This is a genomic window from Pseudomonas sp. FSL W5-0299 (genome assembly GCF_005930655.1).
Taxonomy (GTDB): domain Bacteria; phylum Pseudomonadota; class Gammaproteobacteria; order Pseudomonadales; family Pseudomonadaceae; genus Aquipseudomonas; species Aquipseudomonas mandelii.
On record NZ_RXHX01000010.1, the window covers coordinates 154,049 to 176,832 of the forward strand.

Sequence of the window (22,784 nt, forward strand, 5' to 3'; positions counted from 1 at the left end):
AGTGGTTTATGCAAGTTAAGCGTTTTTTCGCCGCCGATATGCGTCAGGCCATGAAACTGGTTCGTGATGAGCTGGGCGCTGATGCCGCCATTATTGGCAATCGCCGGATCGCCGGTGGTGTCGAGCTGACGGCTGCCCTGGATTACAAATTGTCGGCGCTGGCCCCGCGTGTGCCGAACATGGAACTCGAGGATGAGCTGCGCAAGACCCAGTCGCGGATCGTCACCGCCCAGGCCGAATTGAGCCTGCGTGGCGAAGGCGAAACCGAGGGCGACAAGACCACCAATCGCCAGTTGTTCGCCGGCCTGCCGTTGACCGCCGCCGAGCCGCTGATCGAGCCGACGTATGCCGAACCTCGTCGCTCGGCACCAGCCCCGGCACCTGCCGCTGGCGGCGTCGATCCGCGGGCGTTCGATTCGATGCGTTTCGAACTCAACAGCCTGCGCGAATTGATGGAAGTACAACTCGGCTCCCTGGCCTGGAATCAGCTGCAAGGCAGCCGTCCAGCCCAGGCCAATCTTTGGCGTCGCCTGCAACGCATCGGCCTGTCCGGCCCGTTGTCCCGCGACTTGCTGGCGATGATTACCGACATCGACGAACCCCGTCAGGCCTGGCGCATGTTACTGGCGCACCTGGCACGGATGATTGCCACACCGGAAGTCGAACCACTGGAAGAGGGCGGCGTGATTGCCATGGTCGGCCCTGCCGGCATGGGCAAGACCACCACCCTGGCCAAGCTCGCGGCCCGCTACGTGCTCAAATACGGCGCGCAAAACATCGCGCTGGTGAGCATGGACAGCTACCGTATCGGTGCTCAGGAACAATTGAAGACCCTGGGCCGGATTCTCAACGTGTCGGTAACCCACGTCGATCCGGGCCAATCTCTGGTGCAGGCGCTGGACCCCTTGCTGCGCAAGCGCGTGGTGCTGATCGATACCGCCGGCCTCCAGGCCAGCGATCCAGCCCTGCGTATGCAGCTCGAAAGCCTGGCCGGACGGGGCATCAAGTCAAAAAATTATCTGGTTCTGGCAACCACCAGCCAGAAACAGGTTCTAACGGCCGCTTATCACAGTTACAAGCGCTGCGGGCTCGCTGGCTGCATCCTGACTAAACTGGATGAAACGGCAAGTCTGGGCGAGGTGTTGAGCCTGGCGATCAGTCATGAATTGCCGGTGGCTTACCTGACCGATGGACCGCGTATTCCGGATGATTTGCATCTGCCGCGTCGTCATCAGTTGGTCAGTCGTGCCGTCAGCGTGCAAATGCAAGAAGAACCCAGCGAAGAAGCCATGGCTGACATGTTCGCTGATATTTACCACAGCCCGACCAAGCAGGTTGGCTGAGGTGCTAATGAACCGTTTTTGTACCTACATCGATGGTCTGCCATGCATTGTTCAGTTATTGAGCGCGCAGCCAGTAATGTGGCCTCCGTCTATGCAAGACAAGGTAAAGAAATAACATGGGCAGCATGCATCCCGTACAGGTGATCGCGGTGACCGGCGGCAAAGGTGGCGTCGGGAAGACTAACGTGTCAGTGAACTTGTCCCTGGCTCTAGCTGAGCTCGGCCGGCGCGTCATGCTGCTGGACGCCGATCTGGGGCTGGCGAACGTCGACGTCCTCTTGGGGCTGACACCCAAACGTACCCTGGCCGACGTGATCGAAGGCCGCTGTGAGCTGCGCGACGTTCTGTTGCAGGGCCCCGGCGGTATTCGCATTGTCCCGGCCGCGTCCGGCACACAGAGCATGGTTCATCTGAGCCCGGCTCAACACGCCGGCCTGATCCAGGCCTTCAGCGATATCGGCGACAACCTCGATGTCTTGGTGATCGACACCGCTGCAGGTATTGGTGACTCGGTAGTCAGTTTCGTCCGCGCAGCGCAAGAGGTCTTGCTGGTGGTGTGCGACGAGCCGACCTCGATCACCGACGCCTACGCGCTGATCAAACTGCTGAACCGCGATTACGGCATGAACCGCTTCCGCGTCCTGGCCAACATGGCCCAGAGCCCGCAGGAAGGTCGCAACCTGTTCGCCAAGTTGACCAAGGTCACGGACCGCTTCCTTGACGTCGCCTTACAATACGTCGGCGCGGTGCCTTACGACGAAAGCGTGCGCAAGGCCGTGCAGAAACAGCGTGCCGTCTACGAAGCCTTCCCGCGTTCCAAGTGCGCCCTGGCGTTCAAGGCCATCGCGCAGAAGGTCGACACCTGGCCGCTGCCTGCCAACCCGCGTGGGCACCTGGAGTTTTTCGTCGAGCGCCTCGTGCAACAGACCGCAGGACCCGTCCTATGACAGCCAGTGGCTACAACCTCTACAAGAAGTCGGCACGTGACGCGCAGTACGAGCTGATCGAGCGTTACGCGCCACTGGTCAAACGCATTGCTTACCACTTGCTGGCGCGTCTGCCGGCCAGTGTTCAGGTTGAAGACCTGATCCAGGCCGGGATGATCGGCCTGCTGGAAGTATCGACCAAATATGACGCCAGCAAAGGCGCGAGTTTCGAGACGTACGCGGGCATTCGAATCCGCGGCGCGATGCTCGATGAAGTGCGCAAGGGTGACTGGGCGCCACGCTCGGTTCACCGCAATACCCGCATGGTCAGTGACGCAATTCGCTCGATTGAAGCTAAAACCGGTCGTGACGCTAAAGATCATGAAGTTGCGGCCGAACTCCAATTGAGTCTCGACGATTATTACGGGATTTTGAACGACACCCTGGGCAGCCGGTTATTCAGTTTCGACGATCTGTTGCAGGACGGCGAACACGAAGGGCTGCACGAGGATGGCGCGAGTGCACATCTGGAGCCGTCACGCGATCTGGAAGATGAACGCTTCCAGGCCGCGCTGGCGGACGCGATTGCCAATTTGCCGGAGCGTGAGCGACTGGTGTTGGCGCTGTACTACGACGAAGAGCTGAACCTCAAGGAAATCGGTGAGGTCCTGGGGGTCAGCGAATCGCGGGTCAGCCAGTTACATAGCCAGTGCGCGGCCCGTTTGCGGGGGCGTTTGGGGGAGTGGCGAGCGCGCTGAAGGCAGTGTGGGGACACTGCGAACGAGGCCGGTGGGGTGTTGAGCTGCACCGGTCGCGATCTGTTGTGCTCCAGACAGTCATCGAGTGCATTGCCGGATTGATTGAAATGGCGCGTCCAGGTGCTGGGCGCGTTTAAGACTGCTTGGAGGTCGAATTGGACAAGAACATGAAAATCCTCATCGTTGATGACTTCTCAACGATGCGGCGGATCATAAAAAACCTGTTGCGTGACCTTGGGTTCACCAACACGGTCGAGGCCGACGATGGCACTACTGCCATTCCGGTTCTCAACAGCGGGAGCATCGACTTTCTGGTAACGGACTGGAACATGCCTGGCATGACCGGTATCGATCTGCTGCGTCACGTGCGCGCCGATGAAAAGCTCAAGCACCTGCCGGTGCTGATGGTGACCGCCGAAGCCAAGCGCGAGCAGATTATCGAAGCAGCCCAGGCCGGTGTTAACGGCTATGTGGTCAAACCCTTTACGGCCCAGGCGTTGAAAGAAAAAATCGAGAAGATTTTCGAACGCATCGGTTGATCCACTGCGCCACGGGGGAGCTATGGAGCATAACGAATCTTCACTGGGCGATTTTGAATCGACCCTGAAAAAACACGCGGTCGAACTGGTCGAAAGCCTTGAAAAGGGCAGGTTCGGCGACGCTGTGCAACTGATCCATGAGCTCAATCAGACCCGTGACCGCGGCCTGTACCAGGAAGTGGGCAAGCTCACTCGCGAGCTGCATAGCGCGATCGTCAATTTCCAGATTGACCCGAACATGCCGCAAGCCGAGGAAGTGTCGCAGATCACGGACGCCACCGAGCGACTGGGGTATGTGGTCAAGCTGACCGAGGCTGCGGCCAACCGCACCATGGACCTGGTGGAAAACGCCACGCCGCTGGTCAATGGCCTGAGCACTGAAGCTCAGGCATTGAGCACCGACTGGGGGCGCTTCATGCGTCGCGAAGTCGGGGCTGAAGAGTTTCGCGAACTGGCCCGGCGAGTCGACGGTTTCCTGACACGCAGCAGCGAAGACAATCGCACGGTGTCGAGCAACCTCAACGACATATTGCTGGCCCAGGATTACCAGGACCTCACCGGTCAGGTGATCAAACGCGTGACCCAATTGGTCACCGAAGTTGAAAGCAACCTGCTCAAGCTTGTGCTCATGGCCAGTCAGGTAGACCGCTTTGCGGGTATCGAACATGACCGTGAAGCGATGCTCGCTGAAAAAGATCCGCAAAAACATCTCTCTCAGGGTGAAGGTCCGCAGATTCATGCCGATAAAAGAGAAGACGTTGTGTCCGGTCAGGACGATGTGGACGATTTGTTATCCAGCCTAGGATTTTAGAGTTTTAGCATTTTAGGTTTTTTAGGTTTTTAGACCTCAGGAGCACCCCCTTAATGAGCTTCGGCGCCGATGAAGAGATCCTTCAGGATTTCCTGGTTGAGGCCGGCGAGATTCTAGAGCAACTGTCCGAACAGCTGGTCGAGCTTGAAAGCCGACCGGATGATGCGGACTTGCTCAATGCAATTTTTCGCGGTTTTCACACTGTAAAAGGGGGCGCCGGCTTCCTCCAGCTCAACGAGCTGGTGGAGTGCTGTCACATCGCCGAGAACGTGTTCGACATCCTGCGCAAGGGTGAACGTCGCGTCGACTCGGAACTGATGGACGTGGTTCTCGAAGCGCTGGATGCGGTGAACAGCATGTTCACCGAGGTCCGCGAACGCAGCCCGATTACGGCTGCCACGCCTGAATTGCTCGCGGCACTGGCCCGTCTGGCCGAGCCGCAAACGGCTGATGAATCTGCACCGGTTGCTGAAGTGGTTGAAGCACCTGCTGCTGAAGAATCGGGCGACATCACTGATAACGAATTCGAGCAATTGCTGGACTCGCTGAACGCCGTCAAGGCTCAAGCCGAAGCGCCGGCGGTTGCTCCAGTGGCGGCTGCCGATTCGGCGGCCGGCGACGAAATCACCGATGCCGAGTTCGAGTCGTTGCTCGATCAACTGCATGGCAAAGGCCAGTTCGCCGTCGACGCGGTGGCACCGCCCACTGCACCGGCTGCTCCGAAAGCGGCCGGCGACAGCTCTGATATTACTGACGACGAATTCGAAGCACTGCTCGACCAGTTGCACGGCAAGGGCAACTTTGCGGTGGACGCGCTGGAGTCGGCCATTGCCGCCGTACCCGCCTCGGCTGCGCCAACCGCGAAAGCGGCCGGTGGTGATCTGATCTCCGATCACGAGTTCGAATCGCTGCTCGACGAATTGCATGGCAAAGGCAAATTCACTGAAGTCGGCACAGGTGCTGCGGTGGCTGCTCCAGCCGCCAAGGCTGCTGCACCGAAACCGGTTGCCAAGGCGCCCGAGCCGAAAGCCGAAGCGCCGAAACCGGCAGCTGCCGCTGCACCGGCTCCAGCCCGCGCACCGTCCGCGCCGCCACCGGAAAAACCGGCCAGTGAAGCCGAGACCACCGTGCGGGTTGATACCGCGCGTCTCGACGAAATCATGAACATGGTCGGCGAACTGGTATTGGTGCGTAACCGCTTGGTCCGTCTGGGCCTCAACAGCGGCGACGAAGCCATGTCCAAGGCTGTGTCGAACCTCGACGTGGTCACGGCCGACCTGCAGACCGCGGTCATGAAGACCCGGATGCAACCGATCAAGAAAGTCTTCGGGCGCTTCCCGCGTCTGGTTCGCGACCTGGCTCGCCAGCTCAAGAAAGAGATCAACCTGGAGCTGGTCGGCGAAGAAACCGACCTCGACAAGAACCTCGTCGAGGCCCTGGCCGACCCGCTGGTCCACTTGGTGCGCAACTCGGTCGACCACGGCATTGAAGAGCCGGCCGAGCGCGAAGCGATGGGCAAACCTCGCAGCGGCAAGGTGATCCTGTCCGCAGAACAGGAAGGCGACCACATCCTGCTGTCCATCTCCGATGACGGCAAGGGCATGGACGCCGATGTTCTGCGCGGCATTGCCGTGAAGAAAGGGCTGATGGACAAGGATGCCGCGGATCGCCTCAGCGAGTCCGACTGCTTCAACCTGATCTTTGCGCCGGGTTTTTCGACCAAGACCGAAATTTCCGATGTCTCCGGACGCGGCGTGGGCATGGACGTGGTGAAAACCAAAATCGCCCAGCTCAACGGCACCATCAATATTTATTCGACCAAGGGCAAAGGCTCGAAGATCGTCATCAAGGTCCCGTTGACCCTGGCGATCATGCCGACGCTGATGGTCATGCTCGGCAACCAGGCGTTCGCGTTCCCGCTGGTGAACGTCAACGAAATCTTCCACCTCGACCTGTCGCGCACCAACGTGGTGGACGGCCAGGAAGTGGTGATCGTGCGGGACAAGGCGCTGCCATTGTTCTACCTCAAGCGCTGGCTGGTCAGCTCCGCCGCTCACGAAGAGCAGCGCGAAGGCCACGTGGTGATCCTTTCGGTGGGTACTCAGCGGATCGGCTTCGTCGTCGACCAGCTGGTGGGCCAGGAAGAAGTGGTCATCAAGCCATTGGGCAAAATGCTCCAGGGAACCCCGGGCATGTCGGGCGCCACCATTACCGGTGACGGTCGCATCGCGCTGATTCTCGATGTTCCGAGCATGCTCAAGCGTTACGCCGCACGGCGTATTTGATTCTGGTGGAGCGGGGCGACTAAGCCTCGCTCCGTCCTAACGGAGTGTTTATGGCAGTCAAAGTCCTGGTGGTGGACGATTCGGGGTTTTTCCGCCGCCGCGTCTCGGAAATTCTTTCAGCGGATCCGAATATCCAGGTCGTCGGTACGGCGACCAACGGAAAAGAGGCGATCGATCAGGCGCTGGCCCTCAAGCCAGACGTGATCACCATGGACTACGAGATGCCGATGATGGATGGCATCACGGCAGTGCGGCACATCATGCAGCGTTGCCCGACCCCGGTGTTGATGTTCTCCTCGCTGACCCACGAAGGCGCTCGGGTAACCCTCGACGCGCTGGACGCCGGCGCGGTGGATTTCCTGCCGAAGAATTTCGAAGACATCTCCCGTAACCCGGAGAAGGTCAAGCAACTGCTGTGCGAGAAGATTCTCAGCATCTCGCGCAGTAACCGTCGTGCCAGCACCTACAGCGCACCGGCCCCGGTCGCCGCGGCAGCCCCGACGCCTGCGCCTTCGAGCGTCAGCAGTTACGGCAGCAGCACGCCTGCGCGTCCGGCTCCGGCACCGATTCCGGCGCGTAGCTACGCCCCGGCATCGTCCCCGGCATCGTCCGGGCAGTCGTCGCCTGCACCAAAACGCAAAGCCTACAAACTGGTGGCTATCGGTACGTCCACGGGCGGTCCGGTTGCCCTGCAACGGGTGTTGACCCAGTTGCCGGCCAACTTCCCGGCGCCGATCGTGTTGATCCAGCACATGCCGGCCGCCTTCACCAAGGCCTTCGCCGAACGTCTGGACAAGCTCTGCCGCATCAGCGTCAAGGAAGCGGAGGATGGCGACATTCTGCGTCCGGGCCTGGCGCTGCTGGCGCCGGGCGGCAAGCAAATGATGATCGACGGCCGTGGCGCGGTGAAAATCCTGCCGGGCGACGAGCGTCTGAACTACAAACCGTGCGTGGACATCACCTTCGGTTCGGCTGCCAAGTCCTACGGCGACAAAGTTCTGGCGGTCGTACTGACCGGCATGGGTGCCGACGGTCGTGAAGGCGCGCGCCTGCTCAAGCAGGGCGGCAGCGCGATCTGGGCTCAGGATGAAGCCAGCTGCGTGATCTACGGCATGCCGATGGCCATCGTCAAAGCCGACCTCGCCGACGCGATCTACGGTCTGGACGATATTGGCAGGCACTTGGTCGAGGCGTGTATCTGATGGATGTTTTAAGCCTTATCGGGATCATCTTGGCGTTTGTCGCCATCATTGGCGGCAACTACCTTGAAGGCGGTCATCTCGGCGCATTGGCCAACGGCCCGGCGGCGCTGATCGTACTCGGTGGGACTATCGGCGCGGCATTGCTGCAATCACCGATGAGCGCCTTCAAGCGTGCCATGCAAATCATTGGCTGGATTCTGTTTCCGCCTCGCGTTGACCTGGCCGGTGGCGTCGACCGCGTCGTCAACTGGAGCCTGACCGCGCGCAAGGAAGGCCTGCTCGGTCTGGAAGGGGTGGCCGATGCCGAACCTGACAGCTACTCGCGCAAAGGTCTGCAACTGCTGGTCGACGGCGCCGAGCCGGAAGCGATTCGCAGCATTCTTGAAGTGGATTTCTACACCCAGGAAGCCCGCGACATCGAAGCGGCCAAAGTCTTTGAAAGCATGGGCGGCTACGCGCCGACCATCGGCATCATCGGCGCGGTGATGGGCCTGATCCATGTCATGGGCAACCTGGCCGATCCGACGCAACTGGGCAGCGGCATCGCCGTCGCCTTCGTCGCCACCATCTACGGTGTGGCCAGTGCCAACCTGGTGTTGCTGCCGATTGCCGCCAAGCTCAAGTCCGTTGCCTTGCGCCAGTCGCGTTATCGCGAAATGTTGCTGGAAGGAATCCTGTCGATCGCCGAAGGTGAAAACCCTCGCTCTATTGAGTTGAAGCTTCAGGGCTTCATGGATTGATGGGAGTAACGGACTATGGCTCGTCGTCGGCAACCTGAAGAACACGTCAATCACGAACGCTGGCTCGTTTCCTACGCCGACTTCATCACGTTGCTGTTCGCATTCTTCGTGGTCATGTACTCGATCTCGTCGATCAACGAGGGCAAGTACAAAGTCATTTCCGAGGCGCTGATCGGGGTGTTTACCGACAGCGATCGCGCCCTCAAGCCGATCCCGATCGGTGAAGAGCGGCCGAAGACCGTGACCCCGGCCAAGCCTCTGGTCAAGGACAGCGAGCAGGTCGATGCCGGCGTGGCCGGTGCCAGTGATCCATTGAAAAGCATCGCCGATGACATCAGCGCGGCATTCGGCGACTTGATCAAGTCCAATCAGATGACCGTGCGCGGCAACGAGTTGTGGGTCGAGATCGAACTCAATTCCAGCCTGTTGTTCGGCAGCGGCGATGCGATGCCCAGTGACATGGCGTTCAATATCATCGACAAGGTGGCCGCAATCCTCAAGCCGTTCGACAACCCGATCCACGTCGAAGGCTTCACCGACGATCAGCCGATCCGCACCGCGCAATACCCGACCAACTGGGAGCTGTCTTCGGCCCGTTCGGCGAGCATCGTGCGCATGCTGGCGATGCAGGGCGTAAACCCTGGCCGCCTGGCGTCGGTGGGTTACGGCGAGTTCCAGCCGGTGGCCAACAACGCCACCGCTGAGGGCAGGGCGCGTAACCGTCGCGTGGTGCTGGTCGTGTCGCGAAATCTTGATGTACGTCGCAGCCTCACGGGCACCGGGACCGCCCATGCGCAACCGGATGCCGCGTTGAAGCGTGCTGGCACACAAACTGCACCGACCCCGGTCAAGTCGCCGGTACGAGAGAGCGCCGTCAATTCTCCGTCACCTGCATTAACACGTTGAGCTATTTCTCGGTCGAGCATATCGACCGGGAGGAACAATCCGAATGAGAGTCTGGGCCGTTGCCAATCAAAAGGGTGGTGTTGGTAAAACCACTTCCTCTATCGCTTTAGCCGGCTTGCTGGCCGAGGCGGGCAAGCGCGTGGTCGTGGTCGATCTCGATCCGCACGGCTCGATGACCAGCTACTTCGGCTACGATCCCGACAGCCTGGAGCACAGCAGCTACGACCTGTTCCTGCACAAGGGCAGCGTGCCGCAAGGCTTGCCCGGGCAGTTGCTGTTGCCGACCAGCGACGAACGCATTTCGTTGTTGCCGTCGAGCACCGCTCTGGCCACGCTTGAACGTCAGTCGCCGGGCCAGAGTGGTTTGGGCCTGGTGATTGCCAAGAGCCTGGCGCAACTGTGGCAGGACTTCGATTACGCCGTGATCGACAGCCCGCCGTTGCTCGGCGTACTGATGGTCAATGCCTTGGCGGCGAGCCAGCAATTAGTGATTCCGGTGCAGACCGAGCACCTGGCCGTCAAAGGTCTGGAGCGCATGGTCAATACACTGGCGATGATCAACCGCTCACGCAAAGTGGCCTTGCCGTTCTCCATCATTCCAACCTTGTTCGACCGCCGCACCCAAGCGTCCCTCGGGACCCTTCGCGTGCTGCGCGACAAATACCCGGAAGAAATCTGGCAAGGCTACATCCCGATCGACACGCGCCTGCGGGATGCGAGCCGGGCCGGGCTGACGCCTTCGCAATTCGACGGCAAGAGCCGTGGGGTTCTCGCTTATCGCGCCTTGCTCAAGCATTTGCTGGCGGCACAACTTGTCCCGCAGGTGGCCTGAGATGAATCGGCCGGTGAAAAGCACCTCGCGTCCGCAACAGGCGCTCCAGTCTTATCTGGACAGCCTGCTGATGGAAGCGACTGAAGAGTTGCCGCTGGAAGTGGAAGCCGTGGCTGAAGTCATCGAGGTCGTTGAAGCGGTAGAGGTTGAGGCTGCGCTGGACGAGTTCCAGGCAGCCGTGCTTGAAGAGCAGGCGCGTGATGCGCAGAATTCCGTTGTGGCAGCTGCGCCTGTCGTCGCGCCAGTGGTCGCTGCGGTCGCTAAAGCCCCGGTGGTGATCGAAGATGCGCCGGCACCGATCCTGGCGCCGGTCTCGACCCTCGCACCGTTGCTGCAAACCCTGGTGCCGCCGCTGGTCGAAGTCCATCTGCCGCCGAGCAACACGCCGCCACCGGTGGAAACCGACGGTCGCCCGGCGTGGGCCGCCGAGCCGTTCGAATGCCTGCTGTTCGATGTCGCCGGGTTGACCCTGGCGGTGCCGCTGGTGTGCCTGGGCTCGATTTATTCGCTGGCCGGTCACGAGCTGACGCCACTGTTCGGCCAGCCGGAATGGTTCCTCGGGATCCTGCCGAGTCAGGCCGGCAACCTGAAAGTCCTGGACACCGCGCGGTGGGTCATGCCCGACCGCTACCGCGATGATTTCCGCCAGGGCCTGCAATACGTTATTTCGGTTCAGGGCTACGAGTGGGGGCTGGCGGTGCATCAGGTCAGCCGCTCGTTGCGCCTGGACCCGAACGAAATCAAATGGAGAAGTCATCGAGGTCAGCGGCCATGGCTCGCCGGCACGGTGATTGAGCACATGTGTGCGCTGCTGGACGTTTCCGCCCTGGCCGAGTTGATCGCCAGCGGTGGGGCAAAGCACATGGGCGGCAGCAAGCCGCTACACAAACCGACATAGCTGCCGACATAACAAGTATGCGACGGCATTGTTGAATGCCGCCACACAGAACACACACCGCCAGAAGCGGTTTTTCGAGGGGTCAGGGTATGAGTAGTCAAGCGACGAATGCAAAAGGTTCCGAAGATCCGATCCTGCAATGGGTAACCTTCAAACTGGACAATGAAACCTACGGCATCAACGTGATGCGCGTTCAGGAAGTCCTGCGTTACACCGAAATCGCCCCGGTCCCGGGTGCCCCGAGCTACGTGCTGGGCATTATCAACCTGCGCGGCAACGTGGTCACCGTCATCGACACTCGTCAGCGCTTCGGCCTGATGAATGCCGAGATCAGCGACAACACCCGTATCGTCATCATCGAAGCCGACAAGCAAGTGGTCGGGATCATGGTCGATAGCGTGGCCGAAGTGGTTTACCTGCGTCAGTCGGAAATCGAAACCGCGCCAAACGTCGGTAACGAAGAGTCCGCCAAGTTCATTCAAGGCGTGTGCAACAAGAACAATGAACTGCTGATCCTGGTCGAACTGGACAAGATGATGAGCGAAGAAGAATGGTCGGACCTGGAGAACATCTGATTGATTCTTGAGGTAGCGGTCATTGTCCTGTTCCTTTTCTGGGCAGGCACGCTGGCAATGTTCCTGGCGTACATTCGCGCTCAACGGCAAATTGCCGCGCAACAGGCCCAGGGTGATGCGCTGCGCGATCAGCGCATCAAGGACCTGGCCAAACGCGTCGACGACTATCAAAGCGGCAACGTGCGCATGGGTGAAGACCTGCACGAACTGCGCGCCGTCGTCAGTCCCTTGCCGGACAAACTGGCGCAGCTGGAACAGCGCGATCCGTCGAGCCTGTCGTTTGCCCAGGCGGCGCGCCTGGTCGGTATGGGGGCTACCGTTGATGAACTGACTCAGTCCTGCGGGTTGACCCAGGCTGAGGCGGAGTTGATGCGCAAGCTTCACAAGAACTGACGCCTGCCAGAGATCGTTCCCCGCGTGGGAACGATCTCTGGGGACGCTCCGCATTCCGCTGTTGAATGTGACGCAGAGCGTCACGGGCTGCATTCCCACTTAGAGCGTGGGAACGATCAGTAGTCGTCACCGCGATCAGTGATGTCCTTCTCAACCATGGTCGCCTCCGGATCATGCCCCGCCGGAAACTTGCCCTTCAAATTCCACGCAAATGCAATAATCTCGGCAATCGTGCGGTACAACTCTTCCGGAATACTTTCCCCCAGTTCCATCCGCGCCAGCAGCTTCACCAGCTCGGCGTTTTCATAGATGGGCACTTCATAATCACGGGCAAGCTTCAGAATGGCTTCTGCCAGTGCTTCGTCGCCTTTGGCCGTGAGGGTAGGGGCGTGGGTGCCGTCGTATTTGAGGGCGATGGCCTGGCGTGGGGTGTTGGGGTTTCTCATGCGGTTTCGTCGACCCAGCGTTGTTCGAGGCGGGTTTGTGGGCCTTGTGGCGGTGTACCGAGGTGGCAATCCAGATCGCCGACGTTCAGCCCGGAATCCAGCAAGCGCTGGCGCAGTGCAGCCAGATTGCTTTCGATCAGGCTGGCGGTGTACGGCCGTTCAGCCCAGAGCTGGCTGGACAGGCTGCCCTTGATCAGCTGCGCCTGAATCTGCATCGGGCCCAACGGTTCCATGTCGAACGCCAGGTCCACGCGCCACAGTTGCTGCTTCGGTTCGCGTTCGTCTCGACGTTCGTGGGGTTGTTCTTTCTCCGGCGCTTCTTCGCGCTGGAACTTGACCTGCAGCGGCACGATGTCCTGCAAATTGCGCATCGGAATTTCCAGCTGCCAGGTGCTGAGCAGGCGGCCATCGTCAGTGACGCCGGTCTGCTCAAGACTCGACAACTGATGGCTTTGCAGGCGCGAAACCGCCGCCGCAGCCAGACGCAGCAAATGCTCCAGATCGTTTTCACCGTCCTGGCTTTGCAGCAGCCGTTCGGGCAGCGGGAAACTGGTCGGCAACGGCTTGGCGCTGACCTGGCCGAGCATGCCGAGGGCGCTGCGCACGAAACTCGGCATGGACTGGACCAGCGTGTTGGCGGCAATGATCGCATTGAGATTGGTGTTGGCCGGCAGCCCCGGCGTCAATTGCGCAATCAGCTTGAGCAGATCGCCTTTCATGTCGGGCGCCAGTGTCGGATTTTGCCCGGTCAGCAATTTCGCTTCGAGGAATAGCCCGCTATTGGCCAGCGCCTGAGCGAGGCCTTTTGACGTACTCAGTTGCTGAACGTCCGGTAAACCGGCCAGCAGTTTTTCCACCGCGGCCCGCAGGTCGCTGGAGGTCTGATCCGATGGAGGCAGGTTTTGCAGCAGCTTGATCAAACCATCCAGCGAGCCTTGGCGGCTCTGCTGACTGACCAATTGCTGGGTGATCGCCAGTTGCTCCTGACGGTTGCTCAACGGCACGAACTTCAGCGTTTGCGTGTCCTGCACCAAGGCACTCAACAGCGTGCCGATGCGCAGCGGCGTCGGACTGTCGATGCTCAGCGTGCTGCCGCTCAACGCGGTGTTGAGCAGGCTCACCATCGAACGAAACACCGTCGGCTGGCCCGGCACCTGCGGCAGCACTTGCGAGGTCAGCACTTTGCCCTGCAACAACGTCCCGACCGGCAATTGCGCGGTGTCGATGCGGGTGAGGGTGGCGACGCTGGAAGCAATGGCCTGTTGCACCGTGATCGCCAGATTGCCCGCTGACGGTTGGGTGATCGCCAGACTGGTGCCTTGGGGCAGCGGCTGGGTGCTGGTGGCCTGGACCGTGGTCTGGCGGCCGCTGTCGAGGGTGACTTTAAGCAACAGTTGAAAGGTCTGATCCGCCTGCTTGAGCGACAGCACTTCAGCCTTGGCGGTCTGGCCGGGGGTGATCAGGCCCTCCATCGGCGACAGCAGCTTGAGCAGATCGCCGCTCACTACCAGCGGCCGCGAAGTCGCGGGCGTGGTCTGCGGTACCGGGAGGATGTTCATTTCGCCTGTCATACGCGGTCACAACCTGAGGAAAATGCACTCTTTAGAGTAGGGTATGGCATGTATAATGCCGCCCGTCCTTCGGGGAGTGGCGAAAACATTGCATTTGTTTGACGCAGCTCTCTAGAACAGGCCGCCAATGCATCTATGCTGCATCTCTTTAGCGGCCGCTCCGCCGCCGACTTGAACCGCAAAAGGCCCGTGATCTCTTGACCAGTCCTGTCCTGCAAACCGTTGCCCTTGCTTGTGAGCGAGACCTTCGGCTGCTCTTCGAAAATCTCGAATTGAGACTGGCCAGTGGCGAAATGGTGCAAATCAGTGGCCCCAACGGCAGCGGCAAGACCAGCCTCTTGCGTCTGTTATCCGGCCTGATGCAGCCGACCGCCGGTCAAGTGCTGCTCAACGGTCAGCCGCTGAACGACCAGCGCCTTGAACTGGCGCGCAACCTGCTGTGGATCGGCCATGCCGCCGGGATCAAGGACTTGCTGACGCCGGAGGAGAACCTGATCTGGCTCTGCGCCCTGCATCAACCGGCTCCCCACGAGGCGATCTGGCAAGCGCTGGCCGATGTCGGATTGCGCGGTTTCGAGGATGTTCCCTGCCATACGTTGTCCGCCGGGCAGAAACGCCGTGTGGCATTGGCGCGCCTGTACCTCGACAGTCCGCCGCTGTGGATCCTCGACGAGCCGTTCACCGCGCTCGATAAACAAGGCGTGGCGCAACTCGAAGAACACCTGGCCGCCCACTGCGAGCGCGGCGGCATGGTGGTGCTGACCACTCACCACACGCTGAGACGGATGCCGGCCAGCTATCGCGATATCGATCTGGGGAAGTGGGCCGTATGAGTGTTTTCGGCCTGCTGGTCGCCCGTGAGTCCCGTCTGCTGTTCCGCCGTCCGGCTGAGCTGGCCAATCCGCTGGTTTTTTTCGCGATCGTCGTTTCGCTGTTCCCGTTGGCGGTCGGTCCCGAGTCTCAATTGTTGCAAACCTTGTCTCCGGGACTGGTGTGGGTCGCGGCACTTTTATCGGTCCTGCTCTCGCTGGACGGGCTCTTTCGCAGTGATTTCGAGGACGGATCGCTGGAACAGTGGGTCCTTTCGTCGCACCCCCTGCCTCTTCTGGTTTTGGCCAAGGTACTGGCACACTGGGTCTTCTCTGGCCTGGCACTGGTTTTGCTCGCTCCACTGCTGGCATTGATGCTCGGTTTGCCAACCGCCTGTCTGCCGGTGTTGCTGCTTTCTTTATTGCTGGGTACACCGGTGCTGAGCCTGCTCGGTGCGGTGGGCGCAGCCCTGACGGTGGGATTGAAGCGAGGCGGCCTGTTGCTGGCGCTGCTGATTCTGCCGCTGTACATCCCGGTGTTGATTCTCGGCAGTGGCGCCTTGCAGGCGGCCCTGCAGGGCATGCCGGCGACCGGTTATCTCTTGTGGCTTGGTAGCCTGACCGCCCTGGCGATAACCCTGACACCGTTTGCAATAGCTGCTGGCCTGAAGATCAGCGTCGGCGAATAATGAGGTCTGGTCATTTTTTGATCAGTAAAGACCCTTTGGCTCTTCATAGCGAAGAGCAACCGTGATGGAAACAGTAATGAACTGGACCTGGTTTCATAAGCTCGGCTCGCCCAAATGGTTTTACGGCATCAGTGGCAAATTGCTGCCGTGGCTGAGCATTGCCGCAGTGCTGCTGATCGGCGTCGGTGTCGTTTGGGGCCTGGCCTTCGCGCCGCCTGACTACCAGCAAGGCAACAGCTTTCGCATCATTTATATCCACGTTCCGGCCGCCATGCTGGCGCAGTCCGTCTACGTCATGCTGGCAGTGTGCGGCATCGTCGGGCTGGTCTGGAAAATGAAACTGGCCGATGTCGCCCTGCAATGCGCGGCGCCCATCGGTGCCTGGATGACCGCCGTGGCGCTGGTCACCGGCGCGATCTGGGGCAAGCCGACGTGGGGCTCGTGGTGGGTCTGGGATGCGCGACTTACGTCCATGCTTATTCTGCTGTTCCTGTACTTCGGTCTCATTGCGCTGGGCAACGCGATCAGCAATCGTGACAGTGCGGCCAAGGCCTGCGCGGTGCTGGCGATTGTCGGCGTGATCAACATCCCGATCATCAAATACTCGGTGGAGTGGTGGAACACCCTGCACCAGGGTGCGACCTTCACCCTCACCGAAAAACCGGCGATGCCCGCCGAGATGTGGCTGCCATTGTTGCTGACGGTGCTGGGTTTCTACTGTTTCTTCGGCGCGGTGCTGTTGCTGCGCATGCGCCTTGAAGTGCTCAAGCGCGAAGCCCGGGCCAGTTGGGTGAAAGCTGAAGTGCAGAACAGTCTGGAGGCCGTTCGATGAGTTTTGCTTCATTCGGCGACTTCCTCGCCATGGGCCATCACGCCCTGTATGTCTGGTCAGCCTATGGCATCTGCCTGGCGGTGCTGATCCTCAACGTGGCGGCGCCGATCCTGGCCCGCAAGCGGTATCTGCAACAAGAGGCGCGTCGTTTGCGCCGGGAGAACGGCAAGTGAATCCGCTGCGCAAAAAGCGTCTTATCATCATTCTCGCGATCCTGGTGGGTGTCGGCGCTGCCGTCGGCCTGGCCCTGAGCGCCCTGCAGCAGAACATCAATCTGTTTTACACCCCGACCCAGATCGCCAACGGCGAAGCCCCGCAAGACACGCGCATCCGCGCCGGTGGTATGGTCGAGAAGGGCTCGCTGCAACGTTCCGGCGATTCGCTGGACGTGAAATTCATCGTCACCGACTTCAACAAGTCCGTGACCATCAGCTACCGCGGCATCCTCCCGGACCTGTTCCGTGAAGGGCAAGGCATCGTGGCGCTGGGCAAACTGAACGCCGACGGCGTGGTGGTGGCCGACGAAGTGCTGGCCAAGCACGATGAAAAGTACATGCCGCCGGAAGTGACCAAGGCTTTGAAAGACAGCGGTCAATCTGCTCCAACGCCCGTGAAGGAGGGTTGATCGATGACATCCGCACTGTTTATCCCTGAACTCGGCCACCTGGCCATGATCCTGGCGCTGTGTTTCGCGCTGGTCCAGGCCATCGTGCCGTTGCTCGGCGCCTGGCGCGGTGACCGTTTGTGGATGAGCCTCGCGCAACCAGCGGCATGGGGCCAGTTCGCCTTTTTGCTGTTCGCCTTCGGTTGCCTGACCTACGCGTTCATGGCTGATGACTTTTCCGTCGCCTACGTGGCCAGCAACTCCAACAGCGCCTTGCCTTGGTACTACAAGTTCAGCGCGGTGTGGGGCGCTCACGAAGGTTCGCTGCTGCTCTGGGCCTTGATCCTCGGCGGCTGGACCTTTGCGGTGTCGGTATTCTCCCGGCAGTTGCCGCAAGTGATGCTGGCCCGGGTGCTGGCGGTGATGGGCATGATCAGCACCGGTTTCCTGCTGTTCCTGATCCTCACGTCCAACCCGTTCAAGCGCATCCTGCCGCAAGTGCCCAGCGATGGCGCCGACCTCAATCCGTTGCTGCAAGACATTGGCCTGATCGTTCACCCACCGATGCTGTACATGGGTTACGTCGGTTTCTCCGTGGCCTTCGCCTTCGCCATCGCGGCGCTGATGGGCGGTCGTCTTGATGCGGCATGGGCGCGCTGGTCGCGTCCATGGACCATCGTTGCCTGGGCTTTCCTCGGGATCGGCATCACCCTGGGTTCGTGGTGGGCCTACTACGAACTCGGCTGGGGCGGCTGGTGGTTCTGGGACCCGGTGGAAAACGCCTCGTTCATGCCTTGGCTGGTCGGTACGGCGCTGATTCACTCGTTGGCGGTCACGGAAAAACGGGGCGTGTTCAAAAGCTGGACCGTATTGCTGGCCATTGCCGCGTTCTCGTTGAGCTTGCTCGGTACGTTCCTGGTACGTTCCGGCGTGCTGACCTCGGTTCACGCCTTTGCCTCCGACCCGGAGCGCGGTGTGTTCATCCTGATTTTCCTGCTGTTCGTGGTCGGCGGTTCGCTGACGCTGTTCGCCCTGCGCGCCCCGGTGGTGAAAAGCCACGTCGGCTTCAACCTGTGGTCCCGGGAAACCCTGCTGCTGGGCAACAACCTGGTGCTGGTGGTGGCGGCGTCGATGATTCTGCTGGGCACCTTGTATCCGCTGATTCTCGATGCGATGACCGGCGCCAAGCTGTCCGTCGGCCCGCCATACTTCAACGCGCTGTTCATTCCGTTGATGGCGTTGCTGATGATGGTGATGGCCGTCGGCATGCTGGTGCGCTGGAAAGACACCCCGGTCAAATGGCTGATAAGCATGCTGACCCCGGTGTTGCTTGGCAGTGCCGCGTTGGCCGTGGTGGCCGGCGTCGCTTACGGCGATTTCAACTGGGCGGTGCTCGCCACGTTCATGCTCGCGGCCTGGGTGCTGTTGGCCGGTGTGCGCGACATCCTCGACAAGACCCGCCACAAAGGCCTGATCAAAGGCCTGCCGACCCTGACCCGCAGCTACTGGGGCATGCAGATCGCGCACTTGGGCATCGCCGTGTGCGCCCTTGGCGTCGTGCTGTCGAGCCAGAACAGTGCCGAACGCGATTTGCGCCTGGCGCCGGGCGAGTCCATGGACCTGGCCGGTTATCACTTCGTGTTCGAAGGCGCCAAGCACTACGAAGGCCCGAACTTCACCTCCGACAAGGGCACCGTCCGGGTGATCAAGGGCGGCAAGGAAGTCAGCGTGTTGCACCCGGAAAAACGCCTGTACACCGTGCAGAACTCGGTGATGACCGAAGCCGGGATCGACGCCGGTTTCACCCGTGACATTTACGTCGCACTCGGCGAACCGCTGGGCGATGGCGCCTGGGCCGTGCGCGTGCACGTCAAGCCGTTCGTGCGCTGGATCTGGTTCGGCGGGCTGCTGACAGGTTTCGGCGGGTTGCTGGCGGCGCTGGATCGCCGTTATCGGGTCAAGGTAAAAAGCCGCGTGCGGGAAGCACTCGGTATGTCGGGAGCCACTGCATGAAACGTTGGTTAATGCTGTTGCCACTGGCGATTTTTCTGGTGGTGGCTGTTTTCCTGTATCGCGGGTTGTACCTGGACCCGGCCGAGTTGCCTTCGGCGATGATCGGCAAGCCGTTCCCGGCGTTTTCCCTGCCGACCGTGGAAGGCGACAAGACCCTGACCAAGGCCGACATTCTCGGTAAACCGGCGCTGGTCAACGTCTGGGCCACCTGGTGCATCGCCTGCAAGGTCGAGCATCCGGTATTGAACAAGCTGGCCCAGCAGGGCGTAACGATTTATGGCATCAACTACAAGGACGTCAACGCCGACGCTAAGAAGTGGCTGGTGGAGTTCCACAACCCGTACCAGTTGGGGATCAGTGACGCGGACGGCTCGCTGGGCCTGAACCTCGGTGTCTACGGCGCCCCGGAAACCTTTTTCATCGACGCCAAAGGCATCATCCGCGACAAGTTCGTCGGGGTGATCGACGAACAAGTCTGGCGCGAAAAACTGGCGGCCCGGTATCAGGCGCTGGTCGATGAGGCCAAGCCATGAAGCGCTGGATAGCCGCCCTTGTATTGGGTTTGAGCATGGCCGGTGTTGCCCACGCCGCCATTGACACCTACGAGTTCGCCAAAGAAGGCGATCGCGAGCGTTTTCGCGAGCTGACCAAAGAGCTGCGTTGCCCCAAGTGCCAGAACCAGGACATCGCCGATTCCAACGCACCGATCGCCGCCGACTTGCGCAAAGAGATTTTCCGCATGTTGGGCGAGGGCAAGGACAATCAGCAGATCATCGACTTCATGGTTGATCGCTACGGTGATTTCGTCCGCTACAAACCCGCTCTGAACGCCAAGACCGCTCTGCTCTGGTTCGGCCCCGCCGGCCTGTTGCTGGGCGGTTTTGTGATCATCGCCGTGATCGTCCGCCGTCGTCGCGTGCAGCGCGCTGACACCAAGGATGAGCTCTCTGCCGAGGAGCGTGAGCGCCTCGACCACCTGTTGGATAAAACCAAGAATGATTGATTTCTGGCTCGCTGCAGGTCTGCTGCTTCTGGTTGCCCTGAGTTTTCTGCTGATCCCCGTTTTGCGTGGCCGTCGTGCACAGCTTGAAGAGGATCGTACTGCCCTGAACGTTGCGCTGTATCAGGAGCGCGTGGCTGAGTTGCAAACCGAGCAGGAGGAGGGCGTGCTCAACGCGGCGCAACTGGAAACCGGTCGCGCCGAAGCTGCCCGTGAGTTGCTCGCCGACACCGAAGGCGTCGAGGCACCGCGCGTGGCACGCCTGGGCAAACCGTTGCCCTTGCTGGCGGCGATTCTGGTGCCGGTCCTGGGGCTTGGCTTGTACCTGCATTACGGTGCCAGCGACAAGGTTGAACTGACTCGCGAATTCGCCCAGGCGCCGCAGTCGATGGAAGAGATGACCCAGCGTCTGGAGCGCGCGGTCGCGGCGCAACCGGATTCGGCTGAAGGCTTGTACTTCCTCGGTCGCACCTACATGGCTCAGGACCGTCCGGGAGACGCGGCGAAGATCTTCGAGCGCACGGTGAACCTGGCCGGTCGTCAGCCGGAACTGCTCGGCCAATGGGCCCAGGCCCAGTACTTCGCCGATGGCAAAAAGTGGTCGGACAAGATTCAGGCGTTGACTGACGAAGCACTGAAAGCCGATCCGAAAGAAGTCACCAGCCTTGGTCTGCTGGGCATCGCGGCGTTTGAAAGCCAGCGGTATCAGGACGCCATCGACTACTGGAATCGCCTGTTGGCGCAACTGCCGCCGGAGGACAGTTCCCGTGCCGCGCTGCAAGGCGGGATCACGCGAGCCACCGAGAAACTCGAAGCCAGCGGCGGCAAAGTCGCCCAGGCTCCAGTGGCCAAAGCGGCAGCGAAGCTTAAGGTCACCGTCGATCTGGCACCTGAGCTCAAAGCCAAGGTCCAGCCCGGCGACAGCGTGTTCATCTTCGCCCGCGCCACCTCAGGTCCACCGGCCCCATTGGCCGCCAAACGCCTGACCGTGGCCGATCTGCCGGCCACCGTCGAACTGGGCGATGCCGACGCAATGATGCCGCAGTTGAAACTGTCGAACTTCCCTGAAGTCCAACTGGTTGCGCGCATCTCCCGCGCCGGCCAACCGACTGCCGGCGAATGGATCGGTCGCAGCCAGCCCCTGGCCAGCAGCACCACCGCAGCGCAAAAACTGACCATCGACAGCCCGGATAAATGACAGGAAACGCCACTATGACCACCATCGCTCGTATCACCCTGCTCAGTATGGTTTTGGGGTTAAGCGCTTGTGTGGTCCAACCGCAGCCGCCTGAACGGCTGCCACCGATCCCGCCGTCGCAGCCGCGTCCGACGCCGTCCCCCACACCGACACCGAGCAAGCCGAGCATTCCGGCCAAGCCCGCCAAACCTTTGCCACGCACCTCCGCCAGCTTCGCGCCCCCACCGGGTGGCAACAGCCATTGGGATGCCAAGCTTGGCGTGTACGTGCTTGATGACCAGCCCAACACCTTCTACCGCCAGCGCACCTACTACCGCTGGAACAACGGCTGGAGCCGGTCGATCAGCCCGGACGGGCCATGGGAAGAGACCAATATCCATGGTGTGCCGGGTGGGTTGGGGCGGCAATTCGGGGAATAAACAGAAACGGCGATCTTCGGATCGCCGTTTTGCTGTCTGGGGTTTGCAAGGATCCCCAGTGATTCAGGTCTCCTTGGCCATCAACCCCTGCACAAACTCCACAAACGCCCGAGCCTTCGCGCTGGCCATTCTGCCGGTGGGAAATACCGCCCACAGGTCCTGATTCGGCAGGGCCCACTCCTTCATCACTTCCCTGACCGCACCGTTGGCCAGTTCCGGCGCAAACATCCATTCCGACGCCAGGGTCAGCCCTTGATGGGCGAGCACGGCTGCACGCAGGCCTTCGGCGGCGTTGACGCGGATTCGCCCGCTGATGATGACTGACTGCTCATCTGTTCCGTTGCTGAACTGCCAGTTGCCACCGCCGCCCAAGGTGTAGGCGATTGCCTGGTGGTTGCTCAGGTCGGTCGGGCAAGTGGGCTCACCGTGTTTTTCGAAATAGGCGGGGGTGCCCAGCACGACGCGCCGGCATTCGGCAATTTTACGAGCGGTGAGGCCGGAGTCGCTCAGGGTGCCCATGCGCAGGGCGATGTCGATGCCTTCCTCGACCAGATTGACGTTGCGGTCATCGAGCATCAGGTCGATGTTCAGGTCCGGGTTCTGATCGAGAAACGGCCCGAGGTGCGGAACGATGTGCAGTCGACCGAAGGTCACGGCAGCACAGATCCGCAGGTTGCCGGTCAGACCGCTGGCGGCGCCGCGTGCTGCGTTGTCGGCCTCATTGGCTTCTTCGATGGCGCGCTTGGCGCGTTCGAAGAAGGCCAGCCCGGCTTCGGTGGGCATCAGGCCGCGAGTCGAGCGCAACAGCAGTCGAACCGCGAGACGCGACTCCAGTTGCGCAATGGTTTTCGATACGGCGGGCTGGCCGATATTCAGGCGCCGGGCGGCGGCGGAAAACGAGCCGGTTTCCACCACGTAGACGAAGGTTTCCATTGCGCCGAGGCGGTCCATCTCAAGTCCTTTTTGCGATTCTAAATACTGTCGAGCCCCTAGTG

The 22,784-nt window shown here is 60.9% G+C and carries 26 protein-coding genes; 23 read left to right on the forward strand and 3 right to left on the reverse strand.

Annotated elements, in window-relative coordinates:
- Positions 1–8: 8 nt before the first annotated feature.
- From flhF to FHL16_RS15435, 13 genes are all read left to right on the forward strand, one after another.
- Complete coding sequence (gene flhF / locus FHL16_RS15375; protein ID WP_010456940.1) at positions 9–1,343, forward strand: flagellar biosynthesis protein FlhF; 1,335 nt, start codon at positions 9–11, stop codon at positions 1,341–1,343.
- A 116-nt stretch (positions 1,344–1,459) separates the two neighbouring features.
- Positions 1,460–2,290 (forward strand): flagellar synthesis regulator FleN, encoded by an 831-nt coding sequence (fleN, locus tag FHL16_RS15380; RefSeq protein ID WP_003222917.1) that lies wholly within the window; start codon positions 1,460–1,462, stop codon positions 2,288–2,290.
- Positions 2,287–3,027, forward strand: a complete 741-nt coding sequence (fliA, locus tag FHL16_RS15385; protein ID WP_007894214.1) for an RNA polymerase sigma factor FliA — start codon at positions 2,287–2,289, stop codon at positions 3,025–3,027. The genes fleN and fliA overlap by 4 nt, the downstream gene beginning before the upstream one ends.
- Before the next feature lie 167 nt (positions 3,028–3,194).
- Positions 3,195–3,566: a chemotaxis response regulator CheY gene (locus FHL16_RS15390; protein WP_003183998.1), complete on the forward strand. Its 372-nt coding sequence runs from the start codon at positions 3,195–3,197 to the stop codon at positions 3,564–3,566.
- Between the two features lie 22 nt (positions 3,567–3,588).
- A complete protein-coding gene (locus FHL16_RS15395) occupies positions 3,589–4,377 on the forward strand; it encodes a protein phosphatase CheZ (RefSeq protein ID WP_010456938.1) in 789 nt (262 codons plus the stop codon).
- 53 nt (positions 4,378–4,430) lie between these two features.
- On the forward strand, positions 4,431–6,662 hold the full coding sequence (locus tag FHL16_RS15400) for a chemotaxis protein CheA (protein WP_010456937.1): 2,232 nt from the start codon (positions 4,431–4,433) through the stop codon (positions 6,660–6,662).
- A 50-nt stretch (positions 6,663–6,712) separates the two neighbouring features.
- On the forward strand, positions 6,713–7,864 hold the full coding sequence (locus FHL16_RS15405; protein WP_077748635.1) for a protein-glutamate methylesterase/protein-glutamine glutaminase: 1,152 nt from the start codon (positions 6,713–6,715) through the stop codon (positions 7,862–7,864).
- Entirely contained in the window at positions 7,864–8,604 is a 741-nt protein-coding gene (locus FHL16_RS15410; RefSeq protein ID WP_010456935.1) for a flagellar motor protein, read from the forward strand. The genes FHL16_RS15405 and FHL16_RS15410 overlap by 1 nt, the downstream gene beginning before the upstream one ends.
- Before the next feature lie 15 nt (positions 8,605–8,619).
- Positions 8,620–9,510, forward strand: coding sequence for a flagellar motor protein MotD (gene motD / locus FHL16_RS15415; protein ID WP_010456934.1), 891 nt, complete (start codon positions 8,620–8,622; stop codon positions 9,508–9,510).
- Positions 9,511–9,553: 43 nt separating this feature from the next.
- Positions 9,554–10,342, forward strand: a complete 789-nt coding sequence (locus FHL16_RS15420) for a ParA family protein (protein WP_010456932.1) — start codon at positions 9,554–9,556, stop codon at positions 10,340–10,342.
- A 1-nt stretch (position 10,343) separates the two neighbouring features.
- Complete coding sequence (locus FHL16_RS15425; RefSeq protein WP_077748636.1) at positions 10,344–11,240, forward strand: CheW domain-containing protein; 897 nt, start codon at positions 10,344–10,346, stop codon at positions 11,238–11,240.
- An 89-nt stretch (positions 11,241–11,329) separates the two neighbouring features.
- Positions 11,330–11,815 (forward strand): chemotaxis protein CheW, encoded by a 486-nt coding sequence (locus tag FHL16_RS15430; RefSeq protein WP_010456928.1) that lies wholly within the window; start codon positions 11,330–11,332, stop codon positions 11,813–11,815.
- Complete coding sequence (locus tag FHL16_RS15435) at positions 11,816–12,208, forward strand: DUF2802 domain-containing protein (RefSeq protein WP_010456926.1); 393 nt, start codon at positions 11,816–11,818, stop codon at positions 12,206–12,208.
- Positions 12,209–12,324: 116 nt separating this feature from the next.
- Here FHL16_RS15435 and FHL16_RS15445 read toward each other — a convergent pair whose 3' ends face one another.
- Both FHL16_RS15445 and fliK read right to left on the reverse strand, forming a co-directional pair.
- Positions 12,325–12,654, reverse strand: coding sequence for an EscU/YscU/HrcU family type III secretion system export apparatus switch protein (locus FHL16_RS15445; RefSeq protein ID WP_010456924.1), 330 nt, complete (start codon positions 12,652–12,654; stop codon positions 12,325–12,327).
- On the reverse strand, positions 12,651–14,225 hold the full coding sequence (gene fliK / locus FHL16_RS15450; protein ID WP_077748637.1) for a flagellar hook-length control protein FliK: 1,575 nt from the start codon (positions 14,223–14,225) through the stop codon (positions 12,651–12,653). The genes FHL16_RS15445 and fliK overlap by 4 nt, the downstream gene beginning before the upstream one ends.
- A gap of 197 nt (positions 14,226–14,422) precedes the next feature.
- Here fliK and ccmA point away from each other — a divergent pair, with 197 nt between their 5' ends.
- The 10 genes from ccmA (at position 14,423) to FHL16_RS15500 (ending at position 21,789) form a co-directional block, all read left to right on the forward strand.
- The gene (gene ccmA / locus FHL16_RS15455; RefSeq protein ID WP_077748638.1) at positions 14,423–15,058 is read left to right on the forward strand and encodes a cytochrome c biogenesis heme-transporting ATPase CcmA; all 636 of its coding nucleotides are present in this window, start codon (positions 14,423–14,425) and stop codon (positions 15,056–15,058) included.
- Positions 15,055–15,723, forward strand: coding sequence for a heme exporter protein CcmB (gene ccmB, locus FHL16_RS15460; RefSeq protein WP_077748639.1), 669 nt, complete (start codon positions 15,055–15,057; stop codon positions 15,721–15,723). The genes ccmA and ccmB overlap by 4 nt, the downstream gene beginning before the upstream one ends.
- 76 nt (positions 15,724–15,799) lie before the next feature.
- Entirely contained in the window at positions 15,800–16,555 is a 756-nt protein-coding gene (locus FHL16_RS15465; RefSeq protein ID WP_010456917.1) for a heme ABC transporter permease, read from the forward strand.
- A complete protein-coding gene (gene ccmD / locus FHL16_RS15470; RefSeq protein ID WP_010456915.1) occupies positions 16,552–16,728 on the forward strand; it encodes a heme exporter protein CcmD in 177 nt (58 codons plus the stop codon). The genes FHL16_RS15465 and ccmD overlap by 4 nt, the downstream gene beginning before the upstream one ends.
- On the forward strand, positions 16,725–17,180 hold the full coding sequence (gene ccmE / locus FHL16_RS15475) for a cytochrome c maturation protein CcmE (RefSeq protein ID WP_010456913.1): 456 nt from the start codon (positions 16,725–16,727) through the stop codon (positions 17,178–17,180). Before ccmD ends, ccmE begins: the two co-directional genes overlap by 4 nt.
- Positions 17,181–17,183: 3 nt before the next feature.
- Positions 17,184–19,172, forward strand: a complete 1,989-nt coding sequence (locus tag FHL16_RS15480) for a heme lyase CcmF/NrfE family subunit (RefSeq protein ID WP_010456911.1) — start codon at positions 17,184–17,186, stop codon at positions 19,170–19,172.
- Positions 19,169–19,705: a DsbE family thiol:disulfide interchange protein gene (locus FHL16_RS15485; protein ID WP_010456909.1), complete on the forward strand. Its 537-nt coding sequence runs from the start codon at positions 19,169–19,171 to the stop codon at positions 19,703–19,705. The genes FHL16_RS15480 and FHL16_RS15485 overlap by 4 nt, the downstream gene beginning before the upstream one ends.
- On the forward strand, positions 19,702–20,175 hold the full coding sequence (locus tag FHL16_RS15490; RefSeq protein ID WP_010456908.1) for a cytochrome c-type biogenesis protein: 474 nt from the start codon (positions 19,702–19,704) through the stop codon (positions 20,173–20,175). The genes FHL16_RS15485 and FHL16_RS15490 overlap by 4 nt, the downstream gene beginning before the upstream one ends.
- Complete coding sequence (gene ccmI, locus FHL16_RS15495) at positions 20,168–21,370, forward strand: c-type cytochrome biogenesis protein CcmI (RefSeq protein WP_077748640.1); 1,203 nt, start codon at positions 20,168–20,170, stop codon at positions 21,368–21,370. Before FHL16_RS15490 ends, ccmI begins: the two co-directional genes overlap by 8 nt.
- 14 nt (positions 21,371–21,384) lie before the next feature.
- Entirely contained in the window at positions 21,385–21,789 is a 405-nt protein-coding gene (locus FHL16_RS15500; RefSeq protein ID WP_010456904.1) for a hypothetical protein, read from the forward strand.
- A gap of 63 nt (positions 21,790–21,852) precedes the next feature.
- Here the strand turns inward: FHL16_RS15500 and FHL16_RS15505 are convergent, their stop codons facing one another.
- A complete protein-coding gene (locus tag FHL16_RS15505) occupies positions 21,853–22,740 on the reverse strand; it encodes a LysR family transcriptional regulator (RefSeq protein ID WP_077748641.1) in 888 nt (295 codons plus the stop codon).
- Between the last annotated feature and the right edge of the window lie 44 nt (positions 22,741–22,784).

Bases quoted from the DNA above. Each gene is read 5' to 3' on its own strand.
- FHL16_RS15445 (WP_010456924.1), bottom strand. From the start codon at position 12,654: ATGAGAAACCCCAACACCCCACGCCAGGCCATCGCCCTCAAATACGAC.
- ccmB (WP_077748639.1), top strand. From the start codon at position 15,055: ATGAGTGTTTTCGGCCTGCTGGTCGCCCGTGAGTCCCGTCTGCTGTTC.
- FHL16_RS15420 (WP_010456932.1), top strand. From the start codon at position 9,554: ATGAGAGTCTGGGCCGTTGCCAATCAAAAGGGTGGTGTTGGTAAAACC.
- FHL16_RS15425 (WP_077748636.1), top strand. From the start codon at position 10,344: ATGAATCGGCCGGTGAAAAGCACCTCGCGTCCGCAACAGGCGCTCCAG.
- FHL16_RS15410 (WP_010456935.1), top strand. From the start codon at position 7,864: ATGGATGTTTTAAGCCTTATCGGGATCATCTTGGCGTTTGTCGCCATC.
- FHL16_RS15490 (WP_010456908.1), top strand. From the start codon at position 19,702: ATGAAGCGCTGGATAGCCGCCCTTGTATTGGGTTTGAGCATGGCCGGT.
- motD (WP_010456934.1), top strand. From the start codon at position 8,620: ATGGCTCGTCGTCGGCAACCTGAAGAACACGTCAATCACGAACGCTGG.
- FHL16_RS15485 (WP_010456909.1), top strand. From the start codon at position 19,169: ATGAAACGTTGGTTAATGCTGTTGCCACTGGCGATTTTTCTGGTGGTG.
- FHL16_RS15390 (WP_003183998.1), top strand. From the start codon at position 3,195: ATGAAAATCCTCATCGTTGATGACTTCTCAACGATGCGGCGGATCATA.
- FHL16_RS15505 (WP_077748641.1), bottom strand. From the start codon at position 22,740: ATGGACCGCCTCGGCGCAATGGAAACCTTCGTCTACGTGGTGGAAACC.
- FHL16_RS15480 (WP_010456911.1), top strand. From the start codon at position 17,184: ATGACATCCGCACTGTTTATCCCTGAACTCGGCCACCTGGCCATGATC.
- ccmI (WP_077748640.1), top strand. From the start codon at position 20,168: ATGATTGATTTCTGGCTCGCTGCAGGTCTGCTGCTTCTGGTTGCCCTG.
- flhF (WP_010456940.1), top strand. From the start codon at position 9: ATGCAAGTTAAGCGTTTTTTCGCCGCCGATATGCGTCAGGCCATGAAA.
- FHL16_RS15500 (WP_010456904.1), top strand. From the start codon at position 21,385: ATGACCACCATCGCTCGTATCACCCTGCTCAGTATGGTTTTGGGGTTA.
- fliK (WP_077748637.1), bottom strand. From the start codon at position 14,225: ATGACAGGCGAAATGAACATCCTCCCGGTACCGCAGACCACGCCCGCG.
- FHL16_RS15405 (WP_077748635.1), top strand. From the start codon at position 6,713: ATGGCAGTCAAAGTCCTGGTGGTGGACGATTCGGGGTTTTTCCGCCGC.
- FHL16_RS15395 (WP_010456938.1), top strand. From the start codon at position 3,589: ATGGAGCATAACGAATCTTCACTGGGCGATTTTGAATCGACCCTGAAA.
- fliA (WP_007894214.1), top strand. From the start codon at position 2,287: ATGACAGCCAGTGGCTACAACCTCTACAAGAAGTCGGCACGTGACGCG.
- FHL16_RS15400 (WP_010456937.1), top strand. From the start codon at position 4,431: ATGAGCTTCGGCGCCGATGAAGAGATCCTTCAGGATTTCCTGGTTGAG.
- FHL16_RS15465 (WP_010456917.1), top strand. From the start codon at position 15,800: ATGAACTGGACCTGGTTTCATAAGCTCGGCTCGCCCAAATGGTTTTAC.
- fleN (WP_003222917.1), top strand. From the start codon at position 1,460: ATGGGCAGCATGCATCCCGTACAGGTGATCGCGGTGACCGGCGGCAAA.
- ccmD (WP_010456915.1), top strand. From the start codon at position 16,552: ATGAGTTTTGCTTCATTCGGCGACTTCCTCGCCATGGGCCATCACGCC.
- FHL16_RS15430 (WP_010456928.1), top strand. From the start codon at position 11,330: ATGAGTAGTCAAGCGACGAATGCAAAAGGTTCCGAAGATCCGATCCTG.